Below are 18688 nucleotides of genomic sequence, written 5' to 3'. Positions count from 1 at the left end.
ATGGATTACCGCAATCTGGAGAAACGCAAGAGCATGCACGCGCGCATCGTGCAGGAGCTCGGCATGCAGATCGTCGGCGGCACGCTCCCGCCCGGTCAGCGTCTGCCTGCCGAACCCACGTTGTGCGAAACCTATGGCGTAAGCCGCCCGGTGTTGCGCGAGGCGACGCGCGTGCTGGTGGCCAAGGGTCTCGTGGTGTCGAAGCCGCGCGTGGGCAGCGTGGTGCGCCCACGCGAAGAATGGCACATGCTCGACCCCGACGTGCTGTTCTGGACCGTCAACAGCCTGCCCGAAGGCGAATTCTTCCGCTCGCTCCTGACCGTGCGGCAGATCATCGAGCCGGCGGCTGCCGCACTCGCGGCGATTTGCGCCACCGACGAGGACCGCGCGCGCATCGCCGCCGCCTACGCACGCATGGAAAAGGCCCAAACCGCCGACGATCTGCTCGAACCCGATCTGGAGTTCCATCGCGCGATCATGGCCGCCACGCATAACGACATGCTCGGCTATATCGGCAATATGCTGTCGCTCGCGCTCGGCGAGTCGATCAAGCTCACGAGCCGCCATCCGAACACGCACGCGCTGTCGCTGCCGCGTCACAAGGCGATCCTCACGGCGATCGAACATGGCGATGCGCTCGCGGCACGCCAGGCAAGCGTCGTGCAGCTCGACAATGCACACGCCGATGCCAGGTCGATTCTGGGCGGCGCGGCGCTGGAGACGTGAATCAGGAGAAAACGCGTGCGGGCGCTCAGTGTCCGAAGGCCTCGACTTCGACATGCCTGCCGAGCAGGAACGCGTCCGCGACAAGGCGCAGCGGGCGCACGTCCACGTCATCGGTGCCGTGCGCGATGAGCCAGTGGAAACGCTCGTAAAGCGCCGCGTATTCGCGTTCGGCATCGAGTTCGACCGCGTCGCCGTTGATCGAAAGACGCTTGCCGCCCTCCGAAATCGACAGCAGACCATCGGTGGTTTCCACGTCGATTTCCCACTGCTCGACCGGGCCGTGGCGCCAGTCGAATTCGGCGCGCACGGGCACGCCGTCCGTGTCGATGCAATCGAGTTCGGCGGCAATCGGCGTGGCGCAGTCGCTGGGCACGTGCAGCGTCGCGCCGCGCAGCAGCACTTCGCGCGGCAGGATATGCGTGACGATCGACAGCGCATTGATGCCCGGATCGAAGACGCCCAGACCGCCCGGCTCCCAGATCCATTGCTGGCCTGGATGCCAGCGGCGCACATCCTCTTTCCAGCGCACATGCACGGCACACAGCGTACGGGTGGCGAGCCACGCGCGCGCCGGTTCGACCGCGCTCGCACAGCGCGAATGCCAGGTGGCGAATAGCGTGCGCTGGTGTTGCTTCGCGAGTTCGCGCAGCGCTTCGACTTCGCTCACGCTCGCGCCCGGCGGCTTTTCGAGCATCACGTGCCTGCCCGCCTCGAGCGCGGCGCGCGCCTGCGCGTAACGTACCTGCGGCGGCGCGCACAACGACACGGCATCGAGTTCGCGCTCGGCGCCCAGCAGTTCGCCGATATCGCTGTAGTTGCGCACGTTGTCGACCTGGGCGTTGCGGCTTGCGGCGGCCACCAGTTCGAAGCCGGGATTGCCCGCGATAGCGGGCAGGTGCTGGTCGCGCGCGATCTTGCCCACGCCGACGATAGCCAGGGTGTACGACGCATTCATGGCGATCTCCGATCCTTTTTCCAAAGCGATAATTTTATTCTGGATACCGAATGACTTCATTTTCCCCAGCGCAGCACGAGTGGATCGAGCCTGCACGCAATCGCGGACAAGGCGGGTTCGATGCGCGCCGATCGGCCATTCCAGTCAGTGCAATCGTCATGGTGCCCCCCGCGCGTCAATGCGAATGGCGCGGCACAGCGGCCCCACGCGTGCCGACCAGGAAGTCCAGATCGCAGCCTTCATCGGCCTGCAAAACGTGATCGACGTAGAGGCGCGCGTAGCCGCCCTTGCCCATCTGCTCCGCCACGCCCGGCGCGGCGGCGGGATCAACAGCGCTCAGACGGCGTTGCAGTTCCTCGTCGCCGATGTCCAGATGCAGGCGGCCCGACGCGCAATCCAGCTCGATCCAGTCGCCGTTGCGCACGGCGGCCAGCGGCCCGCCCGCCGCCGCTTCCGGTGCGACGTGCAGCACCACGGTGCCGTAGGCGGTGCCACTCATGCGCGCGTCCGAAATCCGCACCATGTCCTTCACGCCCCGGCGCAGCAGCTTGGGCGGCAGCCCCATGTTGCCGACTTCGGCCATGCCCGGATAACCGCGCGGGCCGCAATGCTTCATCACGAGGATCGAGTCCTTGTCCACCTCGAGCGACTCGTCGTCGATAGTCGCCTTGTAGTGATCGAAGTTCTCGAACACCACGGCGCGGCCGCGATGCTTGAGCAGTTCGGGCGTGGCCGCCGAGGGCTTGAGCACCGCGCCGCGCGGCGCGAGATTGCCGCGCAGGATGCAGATGCCGCCGTCCGCAATGAGCGGGTTGTCGATCGGGCGGATCACCTCGTCGTTGTAGTTCGGCGCTTCACGCACGTTGTCCCAGATCGACTTGCCGTTGACCGTGAGCGCGTCCGGATGCGGCAGCAGGTGCGCTTCGCCCAGACGGCGCAGCACGGCGGGCAGGCCGCCCGCGTAGTAGAACTCTTCCATCAGGAAGCGGCCCGACGGCTGCAGATCGACGATGGTGGGCGTGCCGCGGCCGATGCGCTGCCAGTCTTCCAGTTCGAGCGGCACGCCGACGCGCCCCGCGATCGCCTTCAGGTGGATCACGGCATTGGTCGAGCCGCCAATGGCCGCATTGGTGCGGATCGCGTTCTCGAACGCTTCGCGCGTGAGAATCTTCGAGAGCTTCAGGTCTTCGAGCGCCATCTGCACGATGCGCATACCCGACAGGTGCGCAAGCACGTAGCGGCGCGCGTCCACGGCGGGAATCGCCGCGTTGTGCGGCAGCGAGACGCCGAGCGATTCGGCCATGCAGGCCATCGTCGATGCCGTGCCCATGGTGTTGCAGGTGCCCGCCGAGCGCGACATACCCGCTTCGGCCGCGAGGAAATGATGGAGGTCGATCTCGCCGGCCTTGAGCGATTCGTGCAGACGCCACACCGCCGTGCCCGAGCCAATATCCTTGCCTTCGAGCTTGCCGTTGAGCATCGGGCCGCCCGTCACGACGATGGCGGGCACGTCGACGCTCGCCGCGCCCATCAGCAGCGCGGGCGTAGTCTTGTCGCATCCGCACAGCAGCACGACGGCGTCGATGGGATTGCCGCGAATCGCCTCTTCCACGTCCATCGACGCGAGATTGCGCGTGAGCATCGCCGAAGGGCGCAGATTCGATTCGCCGTTCGAGAACACCGGAAACTCGACCGGAAAGCCGCCCGCCTCGTAGACGCCGCGCTTCACGTGCTCCGCGAGCTTGCGGAAATGGGCGTTGCAGGGCGTGAGTTCCGACCACGTATTGCAGATGCCGATGACCGGGCGGCCATCGAACTCGTGATCGGGGATGCCTTGATTCTTCATCCAGCTTCGGTACATGAAGCCGTTCTTGTCCGTGGTGCCGAACCACTGTTGGGAGCGCAGTTTGGGTTTCATCGCCGACATCGCCTGAATGAGTGGGGCTGAAGGTTCCGCTAAGTCTAAGGAGAACTCTGATAACCTTCTAATGAAATAAAAGACGGTTCCGATATCGAAATCAGCATTCGTATAAACGCTTAGAACTATCCAGGAAATCAGACCGTGATGCTGGAGACAAGCCCCTGGTACGTGCGCACGCGGCTCAAGACGCGGCAGTTGCTGCTCGTGGTTGCGCTCGCGGAAGAAGGCAATATTCACCGCGCGGCGGCGGCGCTCCACATGACGCAGCCCGCCGCGTCCAAGCTTCTGCGCGAGCTGGAGGAGATGCTCGACGCGCTGTTGTTCGAGCGCATGCCGCGCGGCATGAAGCCCACGCTCTACGGCGACGCGCTGATCCGCCACGCGCGCACCGTGCTTGGCAGTCTCGATCAGGCGCAGGAGGAGCTGATCGCGCTCAAGGCCGGCCGCCTGGGCCACGTCGCGGTGGGCGCCATCACGTCGCCGGGCGTGCGCGTGCTGCCGTCCGCCGTGGCGGCGGTCAAGCGCACGCACGCGAACATGCGCGTGTCGGTGGAGATCGACGCGAGCAATGTGCTGCTCGAACATCTTGCGCAGGACAAGCTGGATGTCGTGCTCGGTCGGCTGTCCGACGAACACGACAAGCTCGCGCTGCGTTACGAGCCGCTCACGGGCGAGCCGGTGTGCGCCGTGGTGCGGCCTGGGCATCCGCTGCTCGCGGACGCGCCCGACACACCCCTCAGGCTCGCCGACGTGGCGCGCGCCACCTGGATCGTGCCGCCCGTGGCGAGCGTGCTGCGCCATCGTTTCGAGCTGATGTTCCAGCGCGCGAGCCTCGCGTCCCCTTCGAACATAGTGGAAACGTCCGCGCTGCTCTTCATCACCCGCGTGCTGGAGCAAAGCGACATGATCGCCGTGCTCACCGGCGACGTGGCGCGCTACTACGCGGCGCACGGCATGGTCGCGATCCTGCCGCTGCCGATGGACTGCCAGATGGACGACTTCGGCATCATCACGCGCGCCGACCGGCTGCTGTCGCCCGCCGCGGAAGTGATGATCGAGGCGCTGCGCGCGGTCAGCGCCGAGGTCTATGGGACGACGCCGCACGATACGCCGACGTATTCTTCAGGCTGACGCGTTCGATATCGGCAAGATCCGCGTCCAGAGGAGACCCAGATGCCCGCCGCCATCCCCGATTCCACCGCCATCCGCACCGCGCTCTGGCGCGCGCTGCATGTGCAGGTCGATGCCGAGCCGCATGTGCTCGAAGACGAGCTGGGCATGCAGCTCGCCGCGCCCGACGCGCACTGGCGCGAGCGCCCCGACATGGACCCCGAAGGCACGCGCGGCTATCGCGCGTCCATCGTGGGCCGTGCGCGTCTGATCGAAGACCTGGTCGCCGCGCAGGTGGCGCAGGGCGTTGCGCAATACGTGTTGCTGGGCGCGGGCCTGGACACGTTCGCGCAGCGGCGCCCCGAGATTGCCTCGCGCATCCATGTCTATGAAATCGATCACCCTGACACGCAGACGTGGAAGCGCCAGCGCCTCGCGGATCTGGGCTTTCGCGGGCAGGACGGGCTGCGCTTCGTGGCCGTCGATTTCGAGGCGGGCGAATCGTGGCGCGCGCGGCTCGCGAAATCGGGCTTCGATGCCACGCAGCGCGCCGTGGTGGCGTCCACGGGCGTCTCGATGTATCTCACGCGCGAAGCCAATCTCGCCACGCTGCGCGAGGTCGCGCAACTCGCGCCCGGCTCCACGCTCGCGATGACCTTCACGTTGCCGCTCGACATGATCGACGAGCCGGAACGCTCGCGGCACGCAGCCGTCTACGAGCACGCGCGGGCGGCGGGCACACCGTTCGTGAGCTTCTTCCGCCCCGACGAGATGCTCGATCTCGCTCGCGAAGTGGGTTTCTCTCAAGCGGAACACATCGGCACCGGCGATATCGTCGCGCGCTATTTCAGCGGGCGCAGCGACGCGTTGAAACCCGCAAAAGGCGAATCGTTTTTGATTGCGACGGTTTAATCGCAATTTTATTTAAACTTCCGCCACAGTCATTCTCCCGTCATGGGGAGAATGATTTTTACGGTATTTTTATGCACGAAGGACTAGATTAATGCAACCCGCATTGATTTATTCGTGCCTTTATCCATGATGCATTGAGTACGTTGCCTCAATCCGATATAGACTTACGGCGGGATAACGGAGAAAAGAAAAACTCAATGACCTCCTTGCTGCAGCCGGGATACGCGCCATTCATCGTGGCGATCGGCATCATGATCGTGATTGCCGTACTGGAAAGCGTGACGCTATTGTTCGGTTTTAGCGTCACCACGCATGCGGGCAATCTGATTGCCCATCAATTCGATATCGATCACGCGGCAAGCGGCGCGGAAACCGGTTTTATCGGTCAATTGCTCGGCTGGCTGCATGTGGGCCGCGTGCCATTTCTTGTTTTACTCGCGCTGTTTCTCACCGGTTTCGCCATTTCAGGGCTGTTGCTGCAATGGGTGCTGCATGCGTTGTTTCATTTCATGTTGCCGCCCGCGCTGGCCGCGTGCATCGCGCTGCCGCTTACGCTGCTGTTCGTTCGCAAAACGGGTAAGCCGATTGGCCGCCTCGTGCCGCAGGAAGAATCGAGCGCGCTATCGGAAACCGATTTTATCGGCCGCGCCGTGCGCATCGTCACTGGCGAGGCCACCCAGGGCAATCCCGCCGAAGCCCGTTTCGTCGACGAATTCGGCCAGGCGCATTACGTCCGCATCGAGCCGGAGGATGCCGGAGTGGTGTTCTTGCGCGGGCAGACGGTGTTGATCACAGCGCGCGTTTCGGCTTCGCTGTATCGGGCGATCAAGAGTCCGCGCCACGAGCCTTAGCCCCCTCCTCCTCTCCCCCTCTCCCCCGGCCCCTCTCCCGCGGGAGAGGGGAGTTTGTTTGGCCCTCTCCCTGAGGGAGAGGGTTGGGGAGAGGGGATGGGAATTTGTTTCTAACTACATCGAGAGTCAATCATCGCAATGGATACGATCATATTCTGGGGAGCCGTCGCTCTCGCGGTCATCGTGGGCTTGGGCCTGATCGGCCTGATCTTCGCGCGGCTTTATGTGCGGGCTTCGGCGGAACGTGCGTTCGTGCGCACAGGGCTCGGCGGCCAGCGCGTCATCATGAGCGGCGGCGCGGTCGTGCTGCCGGTGTTCCATGAAGTCATCCCGATCAACATGAACACGCTGAAGCTGGAAGTCAGCCGCGCATCGCGCGACAGCCTGATCACGAAGGATCGCATGCGCGTGGATGTCGTGGTGGCCTTCTTCGTGCGCGTCGCGCCCACGGCGGAAGGCGTATCGACCGCCGCGCAAACCCTCGGCCAACGCACGCTCGCGCCCGAGAATCTGCGCGCGCTCGTGGACGACAAGTTCGTCGACGCGCTGCGCTCGACGGCGGCGCAAATGACGATGCAGGACCTGCAGGACGCGCGCGAAAAATTCGTGCAAGGCGTGCAGAACACGGTCGCGGAAGATCTGACCAAGAACGGTCTGGAGCTGGAAAGCGTGTCGCTGACCAACTTCAACCAGACCTCGAAGGAATACTTCGATCCGAACAACGCATTCGACGCCGAAGGTCTCACGAAGCTCACGCAGGAAACGGAGCGCCGCCGCAAGGAGCGCAACGAAGTCGAGCAGGATACCGAAGTCGCCGTGCGCGAAAAGAACCGTGACGCGCTCTCGAAGCGGCTGGAAATCGATCAGCAGGAATCGTTCATGAAGCTCGAACAGGAGCAACAGGTGAAGACGCGCACGGCGGAGCAGAACGCGCGCATCACCGCGTTCGAGGCGCAGCGTCATCAGGAGGCCGAGCAGAGCCGCATCGGCGCGGAGCGTCAGGTGCAGGAATCGGAAATCGAGCGCGAACAGGCCGTGCGCTCGCGCAAGGTGGAAGCCGACCGCGAAATCCGCGTGAAGGAAATCGAGCAGGCCAAGGTCACGCAGATCGCCGAGCAGGAACGGGCGATCATCATCGCGCAGAAGTCCGAGGCGCAATCGCAGGCGCAGGCACGCGCGAACGAGTCGCTCGCCGAAGCGGTGAAGGCCGAGCAGCTCGTGGAAACCACGCGCCGCACCGCCGAAGCCGATCGCGCCAAGCAGGTCGCGCTGATCGAAGCCGCACAGGAAGCCGAAACCAGCGCGGTGCACGTCACGACCAAGGCGCGCGCGGAGCGCGAAGCCGCGCAGATGCAGGCCACGGCGATCGTCGAACTGGCCGAGGCCGCACGCAAGAAGGGCATCGCCGAAGCCGAGGCGCAGCGCGCCTTGAACGACGCCATCAATACCCTGTCGTCGGACCAGACCAGCCTGAAATTCAAGCTGGCCCTGCTGCAGGCGCTGCCTTCGATCATCCAGCAAACCGTCGAGCCGATGAAGTCGATCGACGGCATCAAGATCATCCAGGTCGATGGCCTGAACCGCCAGGGCGGCGCGGCGGCCGACGGCGCGGGCGCGGCCGGCATCAACGGCGGCAATCTGGCCGAGCAGGCGATGTCGGCGGCGCTGGCCTACCGCGCGCATGCGCCGCTCGTCGATTCGCTGCTCAAGGAAATCGGCCTGAACGGCACGTCCTTGTCGTCGATGGTGCCGGGCGCGGCGAGCGCGGCGGCAGTGGCAAATGCAGCGGGAGCGGTTGGCGCGCCGGGTGTGGCGAACGGCGTGAACGGTGTCGATCCGGCGCTGGGCGCGCATTACGGCCCGCGTCTGCAGGACACGGGCGCGGCGAGCTAAGCCACCACCGCGCCGAGCCGCGCAGGCCACCAGCGTCTGCGCGGCCGGCTTCACGTTCGACGCCACATTCGACGTCACATTCAACGGGCATCTGCTTCGGGCATCGGGCGATCCGCGTTATAGTCCGCGTGGTCTCACCCACGTTTCGACTTGCCGCTTGATTGCGGCGCCCTCGCTTTGCCCATGCACACCGCCCTGCTCGCTCCCCGTCCGCTCGACGCCCTCGAACTGCCTGCCGATCTCGACGGCCGCGACGGCGTGAATCGCGCGCACGGCCGCATGCAGATCGCGGCGGCCAACGACCTCGAAGCGATTCGCGCGTGGCTCGCGCGCGTCGCCGATTCGAAGGCCACCTTCGAGACCTATCGCAAGGAAAGCGAGCGTCTGCTGCTGTGGGCGATCGTGCAACTGGGCAAGCCGCTGTCGTCGCTCACCCACGAGGATCTGCTCGCGTATCAGCACTTTCTCGCCGATCCGCAGCCCGCCGCGCGCTGGGTCGCGGGCGGCGGGCGCAAACATGCGCGCGACGATGCGCGCTGGCGTCCGTTCTATGGGTCGCTATCCGCCGCCAGTCAGCGTCAGGCGATGGTGATTCTCAACACGCTCTTTGCATGGCTCGTGAGCGCGGGTTATCTGGCGGGCAATCCGCTTTCGCTGTCGCGTCAGCGCGCACGCCGGGCAGCGCCGCGCATCACGCGCTATCTCGAACGCGAACTGTGGGACGAGGTGAAGGCCTATGTCGACGGCCTGCCGCGCGAAACCGCACGCGAGCGCGAGCATCACAGCCGAACGCGCTGGCTGCTCACGCTGCTTTATCTGGGCGGACTGCGCATTTCCGAGGTCGGCGCCAACACGATGGGCGACTTCTTCACGCGGCGCGATGGAGCGGGCGTGGAGCGCTGGTGGCTCGATGTGCTCGGTAAAGGCGAGCGCCGCCGCCTCGTGCCCGCGACCGCCGAGATGATGGCGGAGCTGGCGCGCTATCGCAACGCGCGCGGTCTTGCCGCGCTGCCCTCGCCGCACGAGACGACGCCGCTCGTGCTGCCCATCGGCAAATCGACCAAACCGCTCACGCGCACGGCGCTGCATACGATCGTCAAGGCGATTTTCGCGGGGGCGGCGCAAAGGCTGCACGAGATGGACGGAGCCGCCGGTTCCGCGCAAGCCGAGGCGCGCGCAGCGCGGCTAGAGGCGGCGTCGGCGCACTGGCTACGCCACAGCGCGGGCTCGCATATGGCCGATGGCGACGTCGATCTGCGACTTGTGCGCGATAACCTCGGGCATGCGTCGCTCAGCACGACGAGCCTTTATCTGCATAGCGACGACGACGTGCGCCATCGGGAAACCGACGAGAAACATCGGATCGGCTGGTAAGCGAGCGTTATCCGCCCAGACGCAGGCTCAAACCAGCAACTGCCGCGCCAACACCTCGCGCGCCTGTGTCACCGTTTCGCGCTCGCCGGGCAGCGGCGGCGTGAGCGAGAAGACCGCCTCGGGCAGCGCGGGCAGACGATGTCGCAGGCCTAACCGCACGAGGCCGTCCGGCACCGCCGACGCACACAGGCAACCCACTCCCAGCCCGGCAGCCAGCATCGACTGCAAACCCGCGACGCCCGATGCGCTATGCCCCATCACAAACGCGCGGCCCTGCTCCTCGAGCGAATGGACCGCGATCTGATGCAGCATGCAATCGTGCGGCAGCAGCACAAGCGGCAGCGGATCGGGCAGCGCTTCCGCCAGCGCGGGCGAGGCCACCCAATGCAGCGGCTCGCGGCGCAGCACCCAGCGCGCGTCGCCCTGCGCGGGCCGAACCGCACCCGCCGACATGTTCATCACCACGCCCAGATCGATCTGGCCGCGCGCGTGCGCCTGCTCGATCTCCGCGCTTTTCATCGTGCTCACGTGCAGGCTCAGTTGCGGATAGCACTCGCGCAGCCGCGCGAGCATACCGGCCACTTCGTGAGTGCGGTAGTAATCGGTGATGGCGACGCGCAGTTCGCCCTTGATCGCCTGGCCGCGCACGTCGTCGAAGGCGGCTTCGTTGAGCGCCACGATACGCCGCGCGTGGGTGAGCAGTCGGGCACCGGCAGGCGTGGTCTCGACGCCGCGCTTGCTGCGCACGAACAGCGGCACGCCGGCGCGCGCCTCGAGCTTGCGCATCTGCTCGCTGACCGTGGACTGCGACAGATGCAGCGAAGGCGCGGCGGCCGTAAGACTGCCCGCGTCCGCCACTACCGTAAAGGTGCGTAACTGGTCGAATTCGAAACCGCGCATGGTGCTCCCCGGCTTTCGCCATCCATCGAGTAAGTCGATGGATAGTAGCACCTATTCCCGCTTTTCCGCTGGATGCGTGTTGTAGCACAATGTCGTACCGAATGGTGCAATGCGCAATCCCTCCCTGCACCTGGCTGCGCCCCTCTTTTTGGACAGTTCCGCCATGACTGACGACACCCTCACCGCCGCGCCGACCGTGGCCGCGGCGTCTTCCCCGCCCGCCGCCGCACGCGGTCATTCCGGCTGGGCGCTCTTCGTCCTGCTGATCGGCGCGATCCTGCCGCCGGTCGATTACTTCATCGTCAATCTCGCGATGCCCGCGATCCATGACGGACTCGCGGCCAGCGCCTCGCAGTTGCAACTGGTGGTGTCGGCCTACGCCTGCGCCAATGCGGTCGCGCAGATCACGGGCGGGCGACTGGGCGATCTGTACGGCCGCAAGCGCATGTTCATGATCGGCATGGCGGGCTTCGTGCTCGCCTCGACGCTTTGCGGCCTGGCCTCGGACGGTACGGTGCTCGTGTTGGGACGCATCCTGCAGGGCCTCTTCGCCGCTGTGCTCGCGCCGCAGGTGCTGGCGACGATCCGCAGCGTCTACGCGCCGCACGAGCAGGTGCGCGTGATGGGCCTCTATGGTTTCGTGTTCGGCGTCGCGGCGGTGATCGGCCAGCTGGGCGGCGGCGCGCTCATCAGCCTGCATCCGTTCGGCCTTGGCTGGCGCGCGATCTTTCTCGTCAATCTGCCGATCGGCGTCTTCGCGCTGCTCGGCAGCTGGCGCTTCATTCCGGAAAGCCGTCCGCCGCGCGGCGCGCGCATCGACGTGCCCGGCACGCTGCTGCTGTCGCTCTTCCTGCTGATGCTGGTCTATCCGCTCACGCGCGGACGCGAGGAAGGCTGGCCCGCGTGGATGCTGTTCTGCCTCGCGGCGTCGGTGCCCGTGCTCGGCCTGCTGCTGCGCGTGGAGTCGCGCACGCTCGCGGCGGGCAAGGATCCGCTGCTCGACGTGCGGCTGCTGCGCAATCCCGTCGTCGCGCTGGGCCTGACGCTCGCGTTCCTGTTCTATCTGATGAGCGCGTTCTTTCTGAGCTACGGCATTTATCTGCAGGGCGGGCTGCACTGGTCGCCGCTGGCCTCGGGCTTCGCGATCCTGCCATTCGGCGTCGGCTTTCTGACGAGTCCGCTCTTGATGCAGCGTCTGGTCGCGCGCTTCGGCGGCTATCGCGTGCTCACGCTCGGTTATGTGCTGATCGCGCTGGGTCTCGCCACGGCGGCGGCGCTCGCGGGGGCTACGGCGCCGGGCGCGGGCTTCTACGTCGGACTCGCGGCGATGGGCATCGGCCAGGGTCTCGTGCTGCCGTCCGTGGTGCGCATCGTGCTCGCCGAAGTCGAGCCGGCACGCGCGGGCGTGGCGTCAGGCATGGTCACGGCGATGCTGCAGATCGGTGCTGCCGTGGGCGCGGCGACGCTCGGCGGGATGTTCTTCGCGCGTCTGGGTGCGCATCCTGGCGCGCTCGATTACGCGGCGGGCTTCAAGGTATCGATGTTCTCGCTGGTGGCGATTCTGGGCGTATGCGTGCTGTTGTCGATGGCGCTCGGGCCGCTGCACCGGCGCTTGCATGCGCATGATTGAGCGCGCGTGAACACCATCGAACCCGCGCCCTCATTACGTTATGCCAAAGGCTTCGTTCACGCGCGCCAACACGCTTGCTACGATGCGGCCAGTCTTCTCCGAGACTGCCTGGGCCGCTCGCCGATTCGCTCGCTGAGCCGGTCTGGACTGGGGTTCGCTCCGGCGCGCTGGATTGCAGATAGCACGCCGGAGCGCTTTTCATCCGGGCGTCCTTGAGCGATCTTCTCCGTCCTCTGCGCCCGTTTTTGCCTCCAGCATTTCAATCAGCCGCCGCAGCGCCGCCGGCGCGCGCAGATCGCGCCGCCAGACGAGAAAAATCGTCACGGCGCGCACCGAAGCCGGCAGCTTATGCGCCATCACCTCGCCACGACTGGGCATGCTCTCCAGCAAGCTCGCCGGCAGCAGCGCGAGACCCGCACCCGCCGACACACACGCCAGCATGCCGTGATACGACTCCAGCTCGAACACGCGTCCCGGCGCCGCGCAATCCTCCTCGAACCAGCGCTCGAAAGTACGCCGATACGAGCAGTTCGAGCGGAACGCATAGATGTTCGCGCCGTTCACGTCCTTCGCGCGCTTGATCGGCTTGCGGTTGGCCGCCGAGATCAGCACCAGTTCCTCGCCGAACACGGGCACGCCCGTGAGCGCGGGATGCGAGACCGGTCCATCGACAAACGCCGCAGCCAGCTCACCTTCCAGCACGCGATCGATCAGTTCTCCCGACGGCCCCGTCGAAAGATCGAGCGCCACGTCCGGATAGCGCCGATGAAACGCCGCCAGCACCGCTGGAATGCGCACGGCCGCCGTGCTTTCCAGCGAACCCAGCGGCAGCGCGCCGCGCGGCTCGTCGCCGGCCACGGAGAGTTTCGCTTCCTCAACGAGATCGAGAATGCGGCGCGTGTAGTCGAGGAACGCCGCGCCCGTCGCGGACAGGCGCAGACGCATCTTTTCGCGAATAAACAGCTCCGCGCCCAGTTCCTCCTCCAGTTGCCGCAGGCGCGTCGTGAGATTGGACGGGACGCGGTGCAGCCGCTGCGCGGCGGCCTGCACGCTGCCCGCATCGGCGATTTCGCGAAAGATCAGCAGTTGAGCCAGCTCCACACCCTCACTCCTAGAGAACAATTTATTCAATATTATTCACTTTTGCTGAGTATTGCCAGATCGTATGCTGTCGCTCATTCGATGCCGTAATCATTGCAGTTCCGACAGAGAGGAGCACAACATGACCGCTACACCCGACACCGCCGGCGCCGTCTCGCGCAACCCCGTCAACGGCGAAATCCTCGCGACCTACGCGTTCGACGGCGAAACCGCCGTGGAAGCTGCGCTCGTTCGCACCGCCAGCGCCGCACGCATCTGGCGCGACACGCCCGTCGCCCAGCGCGCCGCCGTGCTGGTGCAACTCGCGCACGTCCTGCGCGAGCGCAAGCAGGCGTTCGCGACGATGATCGCCGACGAAATGGGCAAGCCGATCGCGCAGGCACGCGGCGAAGTCGAAAAGTGCGCCGCGCTCGCCGAGTGGTATGCCGAAAACGGCCCGGCCATGCTCGCGCCGCTGAATGTGCCGGTGCCGAACGGCACCGCGCGCCAGGAATTCCGCCCGCTCGGCCCGATTCTCGCGGTCATGCCGTGGAACTTCCCGATCTGGCAGGTGCTGCGCGGCGCGGTGAGCATGCTGCTCGCGGGCAATACCTACGTGCTCAAGCACGCGCCCAACGTGATGGGCAGCGCGTACCTGCTGCGCGATGCGCTCGCGGCCACCGATCTGCCCGCAGGCGCCTTCGAAGTGCTCAACCTGCCGCCCGAGCGCGTCGCGCCGGTGATCGCCGATGCGCGCATCGCCGCCATCGCGGTCACGGGCAGCGTGCGGGCGGGCGCGGCCATCGCGCAGCAGGCGGGCGCGGCGCTCAAGAAGTGCGTGCTGGAACTGGGCGGCTCGGACGCGTTCATCGTGCTCGCCGACGCCGATCTCGACCAGGCCGTGCGCTCCGCCGTGCTGGGCCGCTATGGCAATACCGGCCAGGTCTGCCTTGCCGCCAAGCGCCTGATCGTCGAGCAAAGCATCGCCGCCGACTTCGAAGCACGCTTCGTCGAAGCCGTGAAGGCGCTGCGCATCGGCGCGCCGCGCGAGGACAGCACCTTCATCGGCCCGATGGCGCGCTACGATTTGCGCGACGAACTGCACAACCAGGTCGAGCGCTCGATCGCCGAAGGCGCGCGCCTCGTGCTGGGCGGCAGCAAGATCGAAGGCGCGGGCAATTACTACGCGCCGACGGTGCTCGCCGATGTGCGTCCGGGCATGACCGCGTTCAAGGAAGAACTGTTCGGGCCGGTCGCGGCGATCGTGGTGGCGCGCGATGCGCAGCACGCCGTGGATCTCGCGAACGATAGCGAATTCGGTCTGGGCGGCACGATCTGGTCGCGCGATGTCGAACGCGCCAACGTACTGGCCGCGCAGATCGACACCGGCGCGGTCTTCATCAACGGCGACGTGGCGACCGACCCGCGCGTGACCGTGGGCGGCGTGAAGAAGAGCGGCTTTGGTCGCGAACTGTCCAGCTTCGGGCTGCACGAGTTCTGCAACATCCAGACGGTCTGGGTGGATCGGCGCTAAAACATGGTGGCGATGGCGGCACGAGGCGCGGAGGCATTTCGCGCCTTGCTGGAAGGTCTTTTTACCGATTCGACTCCGGCCAGGGTTGACGAGCAAGCGGGTTTTTCCGCATTCAACCTTTCGGCGCGATGACCGTTAATCGGGCTATGGAGCGCGGCAGCGGACCGACTGACTTGCCGGTTCGCGCACCGCGCACCATACCCTGTCCCCGTTCATTCAGGGACCATGCAGAGTCGAAGTCTTGAACGCCGGCGGCCATCCGCCGGCGATTTTTTTGCGCGCGCGAAATGGGTGCGCGCGCATCGGTTTTTCAGGCACGACCCTCGACAGAATGCTGTCGCCCATGGCGGGGGGAAGTGACAGCCGGGGCGGCGCAGGACGGACGAACCGCCCTCAATGCGTATCGAAGCTCATATCATCGTGCACGACGCGCACGGGATCGACGCGCCCGAGCGCCTGGAGCAGCGAATGACCCGCCGTCGTGAGCGACGGCAGGCGGTGGCCTTCGGTGCGCGTTTCGAGCGCGACGAGCTGGCGTTCAAGCAGGGTATCGAGTTCGTGGCGATTCATGTCGATCTGCTCCGGCGCGTGGCGGATCAACATCAGGGTGGCAAACTCGTGCGGACTCAGCAATTCATGTCTCCTAGCAATGCCGCAACCAGGGGCACAGGGGCGCATATCATCAGGCCTGAATGTGACGTCGGCGTGACTGTCACAATCAATGTCACATTCGGCGTATCAGATTTGCTGTCGCGCGACGGCCTCCGGCTGACGCGCCAGCGCCGTGCCGCACTCCTCCACGAGGTCGCGCAGCGTGGCGGCGAGGTGCGTGCCGGTGTCGTTGGCGGCGATCCCCATGCCTTCGTCGCGACGCGTAGCCCGCACCCCGACGACGATCGGCATGTCGGCCGCCCGCTCGCGCACGCGCCGCACCAGGTTGCGAAGGTACGGCGGCGACTCCGGGGCGTCGAGCGACACCACGCAAATCGCGTGGATGTCGAGCGCATCCGCCATGCCCGCCTTGGTGTTGCGCACGTCGGCGTAAGTGGTCGCCGTGCAGGGAATGCGCGCGCGCAGGAGCAACTGGCAGACGATCGCCACCACCACCTCGTCGAACGCGCCGCGCCCCGGTACGCACAGCACGAGGCGGCCGTCGTGCGGCACCTCCAGCGGCGCTTCGACCGCTTCGCCGTTGCGGCGCGCGTTGGCGTCCTCCAGCGCGGCGTGGCGCGAATCGTCCACGGATTCGAGATCCTCGACGATGTCGAGCAGCGCCTGATTGATGCGCGCCAGTTGCTCGGCGGGCAGCACGCCGCGCAGCACGTCGTTGCGCGCGAAGCGCAGGCCCTCGAACACCACCTGCTCGTAATAGTCGATGAGCGGCATCTCGACGAGCAGGCGGTCGGCCTGCAAGAGCGCTTCATGCGGATCGTCGGCGAGCAGGCGTTGATAGCAGGTTTGCGCGGGCGTGAGCGCGGGCTGGTCGCCGAGCAGGATGGTCAAAAAATTCAACCGATCCACGTAACGGCCGAGCGTGACGATACAAAGCGTGAGCGGCGTCGATAGCACGAGGCCGATCGGCCCCCAGAGCCAGCTCCAGAAGATCGCCGCGACCACCACCGCGAGCGGAGACAGCCCCGAGCGGCGGCCATAGAGCATCGGCTCGGCGAACTGGCCCGCCACCACATCGACGACGATGAAGAAGATCAGCGTCCACACCGCCATGGTCCATTGCGGCTGAATCGCGGCGGCCAGCAGCGTCGCCATCACGGCTGCGATCCAGATACCGATGTACGGCACGAAGCGCAGCAGCGCCGCCACGGCGCCGAACAGCAGCGCGCCCGGCACGCCGATCCCCGCCAGCCCCACCGCGAGCACCGCCCCCACCGACACGTTCACCCCAAGCTGCGCGACGAAGTAACGGGACAGACGCTCGGAGGCATCGTTGATGGCGGTGGTCGTGCGGTGCAGATCGTCGGAGCCGAACACGCTGATCAGACGGTCGCGCAAGTCCTCGCGCTGCAGCAGGATAAAGATCGTCACCACGAGCACGATGAAGCCGGTCTCCAGCGGCGCGATCACCGGCGAGAAAGCCCGCTGCGCGAGTTGCATCGGCGTGGGTGAGGGCGTGTGGACCTCGACGGGCATCGGCTGCTGCGGCTGGTTGCGCGCGGCGCGTCCGCGCGGCGCCGGTGGCGCCGGCGGCGGCGTGGGCGTCACGCGCTGCAAGGCGGCGGCGGCGCGCGTCATCAGGGAATCGGCGCGGCCCACGGTTTTTTGCTGCACCGTCTCGATCTTTTGCTCGATCTCCTCCTGGTACTGCGGCAGATCGGCGGCGAGTTGCACGACCTGCGCGAAGATCAGCGCGCTCACGCCGGCCAATGCGAGCACCGTGGCGAGCACCGCGATCAGGATCGACAGGAATTGCGGCAGGCGCAGACGGCGCAGCGCGTTGACGAGCGGCGCGAGCAAAAAACTCAGCAGCACCGAGAGCGTGATCGGAATCAGCACCGCGCTCCCGAAGTAGAGGCCGCACACGACCACCACGCCCGTGATGACCGAGGCGAGCGTATGGACCGTGGGCGTGCTCGGCGGGAACACGCGGTTGCGGCGGCTGCCTGCGGCGCCGTGCGCATGACCTGTGTGAGGCCGGTCGGGTGGAAGCGGGACATTCATGGCGAAGCGGTCGCGGCCAGCGTGACCCGGGCGGTCATCGGATTCGTGGGGAGGATAGGGCTCGCGCATCGGGGCGCACCTGCATTCAGAGTAGTGCGCGCTGCGCGCGATGGGCGGCAGCGAGCGAAATCATTGGGGTACTGACCATTGATGTACTGACATCTGGCCTTGCTCGACGGCTGCCGCCTGTCTCGTGAAGCGAGGCGCCAGCGTGGAGGGCAAGCGGCATGCCGGGGCGCAGCATAACGCAGACGGCAGACGCGCCGCCGGGGAAAGCGCGCTGCCCGCGCGTCAGGGCATGTCAGGGCTTGGCCGTTTCCAGTTCCTGATTGCGCGCCGTCAGAAACTGGATCAGGCCGTCCACGCCGCCTTCCTGGATTTTCTCGTTGAACTGTGCGCGGTAGGTCTGGATCAGCCACGCGCCGAGCACGTTCAGGTCATAGAGCCGCCAGCCCTGCGGCGTCTTGTAGAGGCGATAGTCGATCTCGACAGGCTTGCCGCTCGTCTGCGCCTGGGTGCGCACGACCACGTCCGTGTCGCTCGGGGCGTTGCGCATGGGCGCGTATTCGATCTGCTGATCGGGCCGCAACTGGGCGAGCGCGCCTGCGTAGAGGTGGATCAGCAGCAGCTGGAACTGCTCCATGACCTGTTGCTGCTGTGCAGGCGTGGCCGTGCGCCAGTGCGGCCCCATCGACAGTTGCGTCGTACGGCGGAAATCGACGTAAGGAAGGATGTCGCGATCGACGATGCCGCGAATGCGCGGGATGTCATCAGGGGCGATCGACTGGGTGCGGACCTCGTCCAGCACTTGCTGGGTGGCGGTCTTGATCAAGGCCTGCGGGTCGGTCTGGTCGACGGGCTGGGGCGCGGCACTGGCGCTCGGGGACACAAAGCCCGTCAGGGCCGTAAAAAGCGTGGCGACAATCAGAATGTTTTTCATGCGGAGGCTCGGTCGGTTTCCATGGCTGACGACAGACGTTTGCCCCTTTTATAAAGCATTCAGGCGCGGCGCGCATTTCAGCGCTTTGCCGATCTTTCCGATCCGCTCAAGTACGGGAACAGCGAAAAGCGTTACGCCTCGCGACGGCCCGGGAAGGCCGTTACGTTACGTTACACATGCTGGGAG

At 66.1% G+C, this 18688-nt stretch carries 15 protein-coding genes; 8 read left to right on the top strand and 7 right to left on the bottom strand.

The window, feature by feature from the left end; genetic code table 11:
- The gene (locus B0G62_RS17625) at positions 1-726 is read left to right on the top strand and encodes a FadR/GntR family transcriptional regulator (RefSeq protein ID WP_103705505.1); all 726 of its coding nucleotides are present in this window, start codon (positions 1-3) and stop codon (positions 724-726) included.
- A gap of 25 nt (positions 727-751) precedes the next feature.
- On the opposite strand, the gene B0G62_RS17620 is transcribed toward B0G62_RS17625, so the two are convergent.
- On the bottom strand, positions 752-1681 hold the full coding sequence (locus B0G62_RS17620; protein ID WP_103705633.1) for a Gfo/Idh/MocA family protein: 930 nt from the start codon (positions 1679-1681) through the stop codon (positions 752-754).
- A 175-nt stretch (positions 1682-1856) separates the two neighbouring features.
- Positions 1857-3608, bottom strand: coding sequence for an IlvD/Edd family dehydratase (locus B0G62_RS17615; protein WP_103705504.1), 1752 nt, complete (start codon positions 3606-3608; stop codon positions 1857-1859).
- Between the two features lie 138 nt (positions 3609-3746).
- Between B0G62_RS17615 and B0G62_RS17610 the strand changes: the two genes are divergently transcribed.
- From B0G62_RS17610 to B0G62_RS17590, 5 genes are all read left to right on the top strand, one after another.
- The gene (locus B0G62_RS17610) at positions 3747-4733 is read left to right on the top strand and encodes a LysR family transcriptional regulator (RefSeq protein ID WP_103705503.1); all 987 of its coding nucleotides are present in this window, start codon (positions 3747-3749) and stop codon (positions 4731-4733) included.
- A gap of 42 nt (positions 4734-4775) precedes the next feature.
- Positions 4776-5624: a class I SAM-dependent methyltransferase gene (locus B0G62_RS17605; protein WP_103705502.1), complete on the top strand. Its 849-nt coding sequence runs from the start codon at positions 4776-4778 to the stop codon at positions 5622-5624.
- A 197-nt stretch (positions 5625-5821) separates the two neighbouring features.
- On the top strand, positions 5822-6475 hold the full coding sequence (locus tag B0G62_RS17600) for a YqiJ family protein (protein WP_103705501.1): 654 nt from the start codon (positions 5822-5824) through the stop codon (positions 6473-6475).
- 138 nt (positions 6476-6613) lie between these two features.
- Positions 6614-8368, top strand: coding sequence for a flotillin family protein (locus tag B0G62_RS17595; RefSeq protein ID WP_103705500.1), 1755 nt, complete (start codon positions 6614-6616; stop codon positions 8366-8368).
- A 183-nt stretch (positions 8369-8551) separates the two neighbouring features.
- Positions 8552-9742 carry a tyrosine-type recombinase/integrase gene (locus tag B0G62_RS17590; protein ID WP_103705499.1) on the top strand — a complete coding sequence of 397 codons (1191 nt, stop codon included), beginning with the start codon at positions 8552-8554 and terminating at the stop codon, positions 9740-9742.
- 27 nt (positions 9743-9769) lie between these two features.
- Here B0G62_RS17590 and B0G62_RS17585 read toward each other — a convergent pair whose 3' ends face one another.
- Positions 9770-10642, bottom strand: coding sequence for a LysR family transcriptional regulator (locus B0G62_RS17585; protein WP_103705498.1), 873 nt, complete (start codon positions 10640-10642; stop codon positions 9770-9772).
- A 163-nt stretch (positions 10643-10805) separates the two neighbouring features.
- On the opposite strand from B0G62_RS17585, the gene B0G62_RS17580 reads away from it, so the two are divergent.
- Positions 10806-12272 carry an MFS transporter gene (locus tag B0G62_RS17580; RefSeq protein WP_103705632.1) on the top strand — a complete coding sequence of 489 codons (1467 nt, stop codon included), beginning with the start codon at positions 10806-10808 and terminating at the stop codon, positions 12270-12272.
- 198 nt (positions 12273-12470) lie between these two features.
- Here B0G62_RS17580 and ptrR read toward each other — a convergent pair whose 3' ends face one another.
- Entirely contained in the window at positions 12471-13373 is a 903-nt protein-coding gene (gene ptrR / locus B0G62_RS17575) for a putrescine utilization regulator PtrR (protein WP_103705497.1), read from the bottom strand.
- A gap of 121 nt (positions 13374-13494) precedes the next feature.
- Between ptrR and B0G62_RS17570 the strand changes: the two genes are divergently transcribed.
- Positions 13495-14886 (top strand): aldehyde dehydrogenase family protein, encoded by a 1392-nt coding sequence (locus tag B0G62_RS17570; protein WP_103705496.1) that lies wholly within the window; start codon positions 13495-13497, stop codon positions 14884-14886.
- A gap of 393 nt (positions 14887-15279) precedes the next feature.
- On the opposite strand, the gene B0G62_RS17565 is transcribed toward B0G62_RS17570, so the two are convergent.
- The 3 genes from B0G62_RS17565 to B0G62_RS17555 all read right to left on the bottom strand — a co-directional run bounded on the left by B0G62_RS17565 (position 15280) and on the right by B0G62_RS17555 (position 18502).
- Positions 15280-15519 (bottom strand): hypothetical protein, encoded by a 240-nt coding sequence (locus B0G62_RS17565; protein WP_103705495.1) that lies wholly within the window; start codon positions 15517-15519, stop codon positions 15280-15282.
- 105 nt (positions 15520-15624) lie between these two features.
- Positions 15625-17562 carry an AI-2E family transporter gene (locus tag B0G62_RS17560; protein ID WP_103705631.1) on the bottom strand — a complete coding sequence of 646 codons (1938 nt, stop codon included), beginning with the start codon at positions 17560-17562 and terminating at the stop codon, positions 15625-15627.
- A gap of 301 nt (positions 17563-17863) precedes the next feature.
- Entirely contained in the window at positions 17864-18502 is a 639-nt protein-coding gene (locus tag B0G62_RS17555; RefSeq protein ID WP_103705494.1) for an MlaC/ttg2D family ABC transporter substrate-binding protein, read from the bottom strand.
- Between the last annotated feature and the right edge of the window lie 186 nt (positions 18503-18688).

Origin of the sequence: Paraburkholderia eburnea, from assembly GCF_002917095.1 — a bacterium.
In the GTDB taxonomy this organism is placed as follows: domain Bacteria; phylum Pseudomonadota; class Gammaproteobacteria; order Burkholderiales; family Burkholderiaceae; genus Paraburkholderia; species Paraburkholderia eburnea.
This window is presented reverse-complemented; position numbering and strand designations above follow the sequence as displayed.

What these genes read in the sequence shown, in the direction of transcription:
- B0G62_RS17580 (WP_103705632.1), top strand. Translation starts at nt 10,806, where the DNA reads ATGACTGACGACACCCTCACCGCCGCGCCGACCGTGGCCGCGGCGTCT.
- B0G62_RS17625 (WP_103705505.1), top strand. Translation starts at nt 1, where the DNA reads ATGGATTACCGCAATCTGGAGAAACGCAAGAGCATGCACGCGCGCATC.
- B0G62_RS17570 (WP_103705496.1), top strand. Translation starts at nt 13,495, where the DNA reads ATGACCGCTACACCCGACACCGCCGGCGCCGTCTCGCGCAACCCCGTC.
- B0G62_RS17600 (WP_103705501.1), top strand. Translation starts at nt 5,822, where the DNA reads ATGACCTCCTTGCTGCAGCCGGGATACGCGCCATTCATCGTGGCGATC.
- B0G62_RS17560 (WP_103705631.1), bottom strand. Translation starts at nt 17,562, where the DNA reads ATGAATGTCCCGCTTCCACCCGACCGGCCTCACACAGGTCATGCGCAC.
- B0G62_RS17595 (WP_103705500.1), top strand. Translation starts at nt 6,614, where the DNA reads ATGGATACGATCATATTCTGGGGAGCCGTCGCTCTCGCGGTCATCGTG.
- B0G62_RS17590 (WP_103705499.1), top strand. Translation starts at nt 8,552, where the DNA reads ATGCACACCGCCCTGCTCGCTCCCCGTCCGCTCGACGCCCTCGAACTG.
- B0G62_RS17620 (WP_103705633.1), bottom strand. Translation starts at nt 1,681, where the DNA reads ATGAATGCGTCGTACACCCTGGCTATCGTCGGCGTGGGCAAGATCGCG.
- B0G62_RS17605 (WP_103705502.1), top strand. Translation starts at nt 4,776, where the DNA reads ATGCCCGCCGCCATCCCCGATTCCACCGCCATCCGCACCGCGCTCTGG.
- B0G62_RS17610 (WP_103705503.1), top strand. Translation starts at nt 3,747, where the DNA reads ATGCTGGAGACAAGCCCCTGGTACGTGCGCACGCGGCTCAAGACGCGG.
- B0G62_RS17585 (WP_103705498.1), bottom strand. Translation starts at nt 10,642, where the DNA reads ATGCGCGGTTTCGAATTCGACCAGTTACGCACCTTTACGGTAGTGGCG.
- B0G62_RS17555 (WP_103705494.1), bottom strand. Translation starts at nt 18,502, where the DNA reads ATGAAAAACATTCTGATTGTCGCCACGCTTTTTACGGCCCTGACGGGC.
- B0G62_RS17615 (WP_103705504.1), bottom strand. Translation starts at nt 3,608, where the DNA reads ATGTCGGCGATGAAACCCAAACTGCGCTCCCAACAGTGGTTCGGCACC.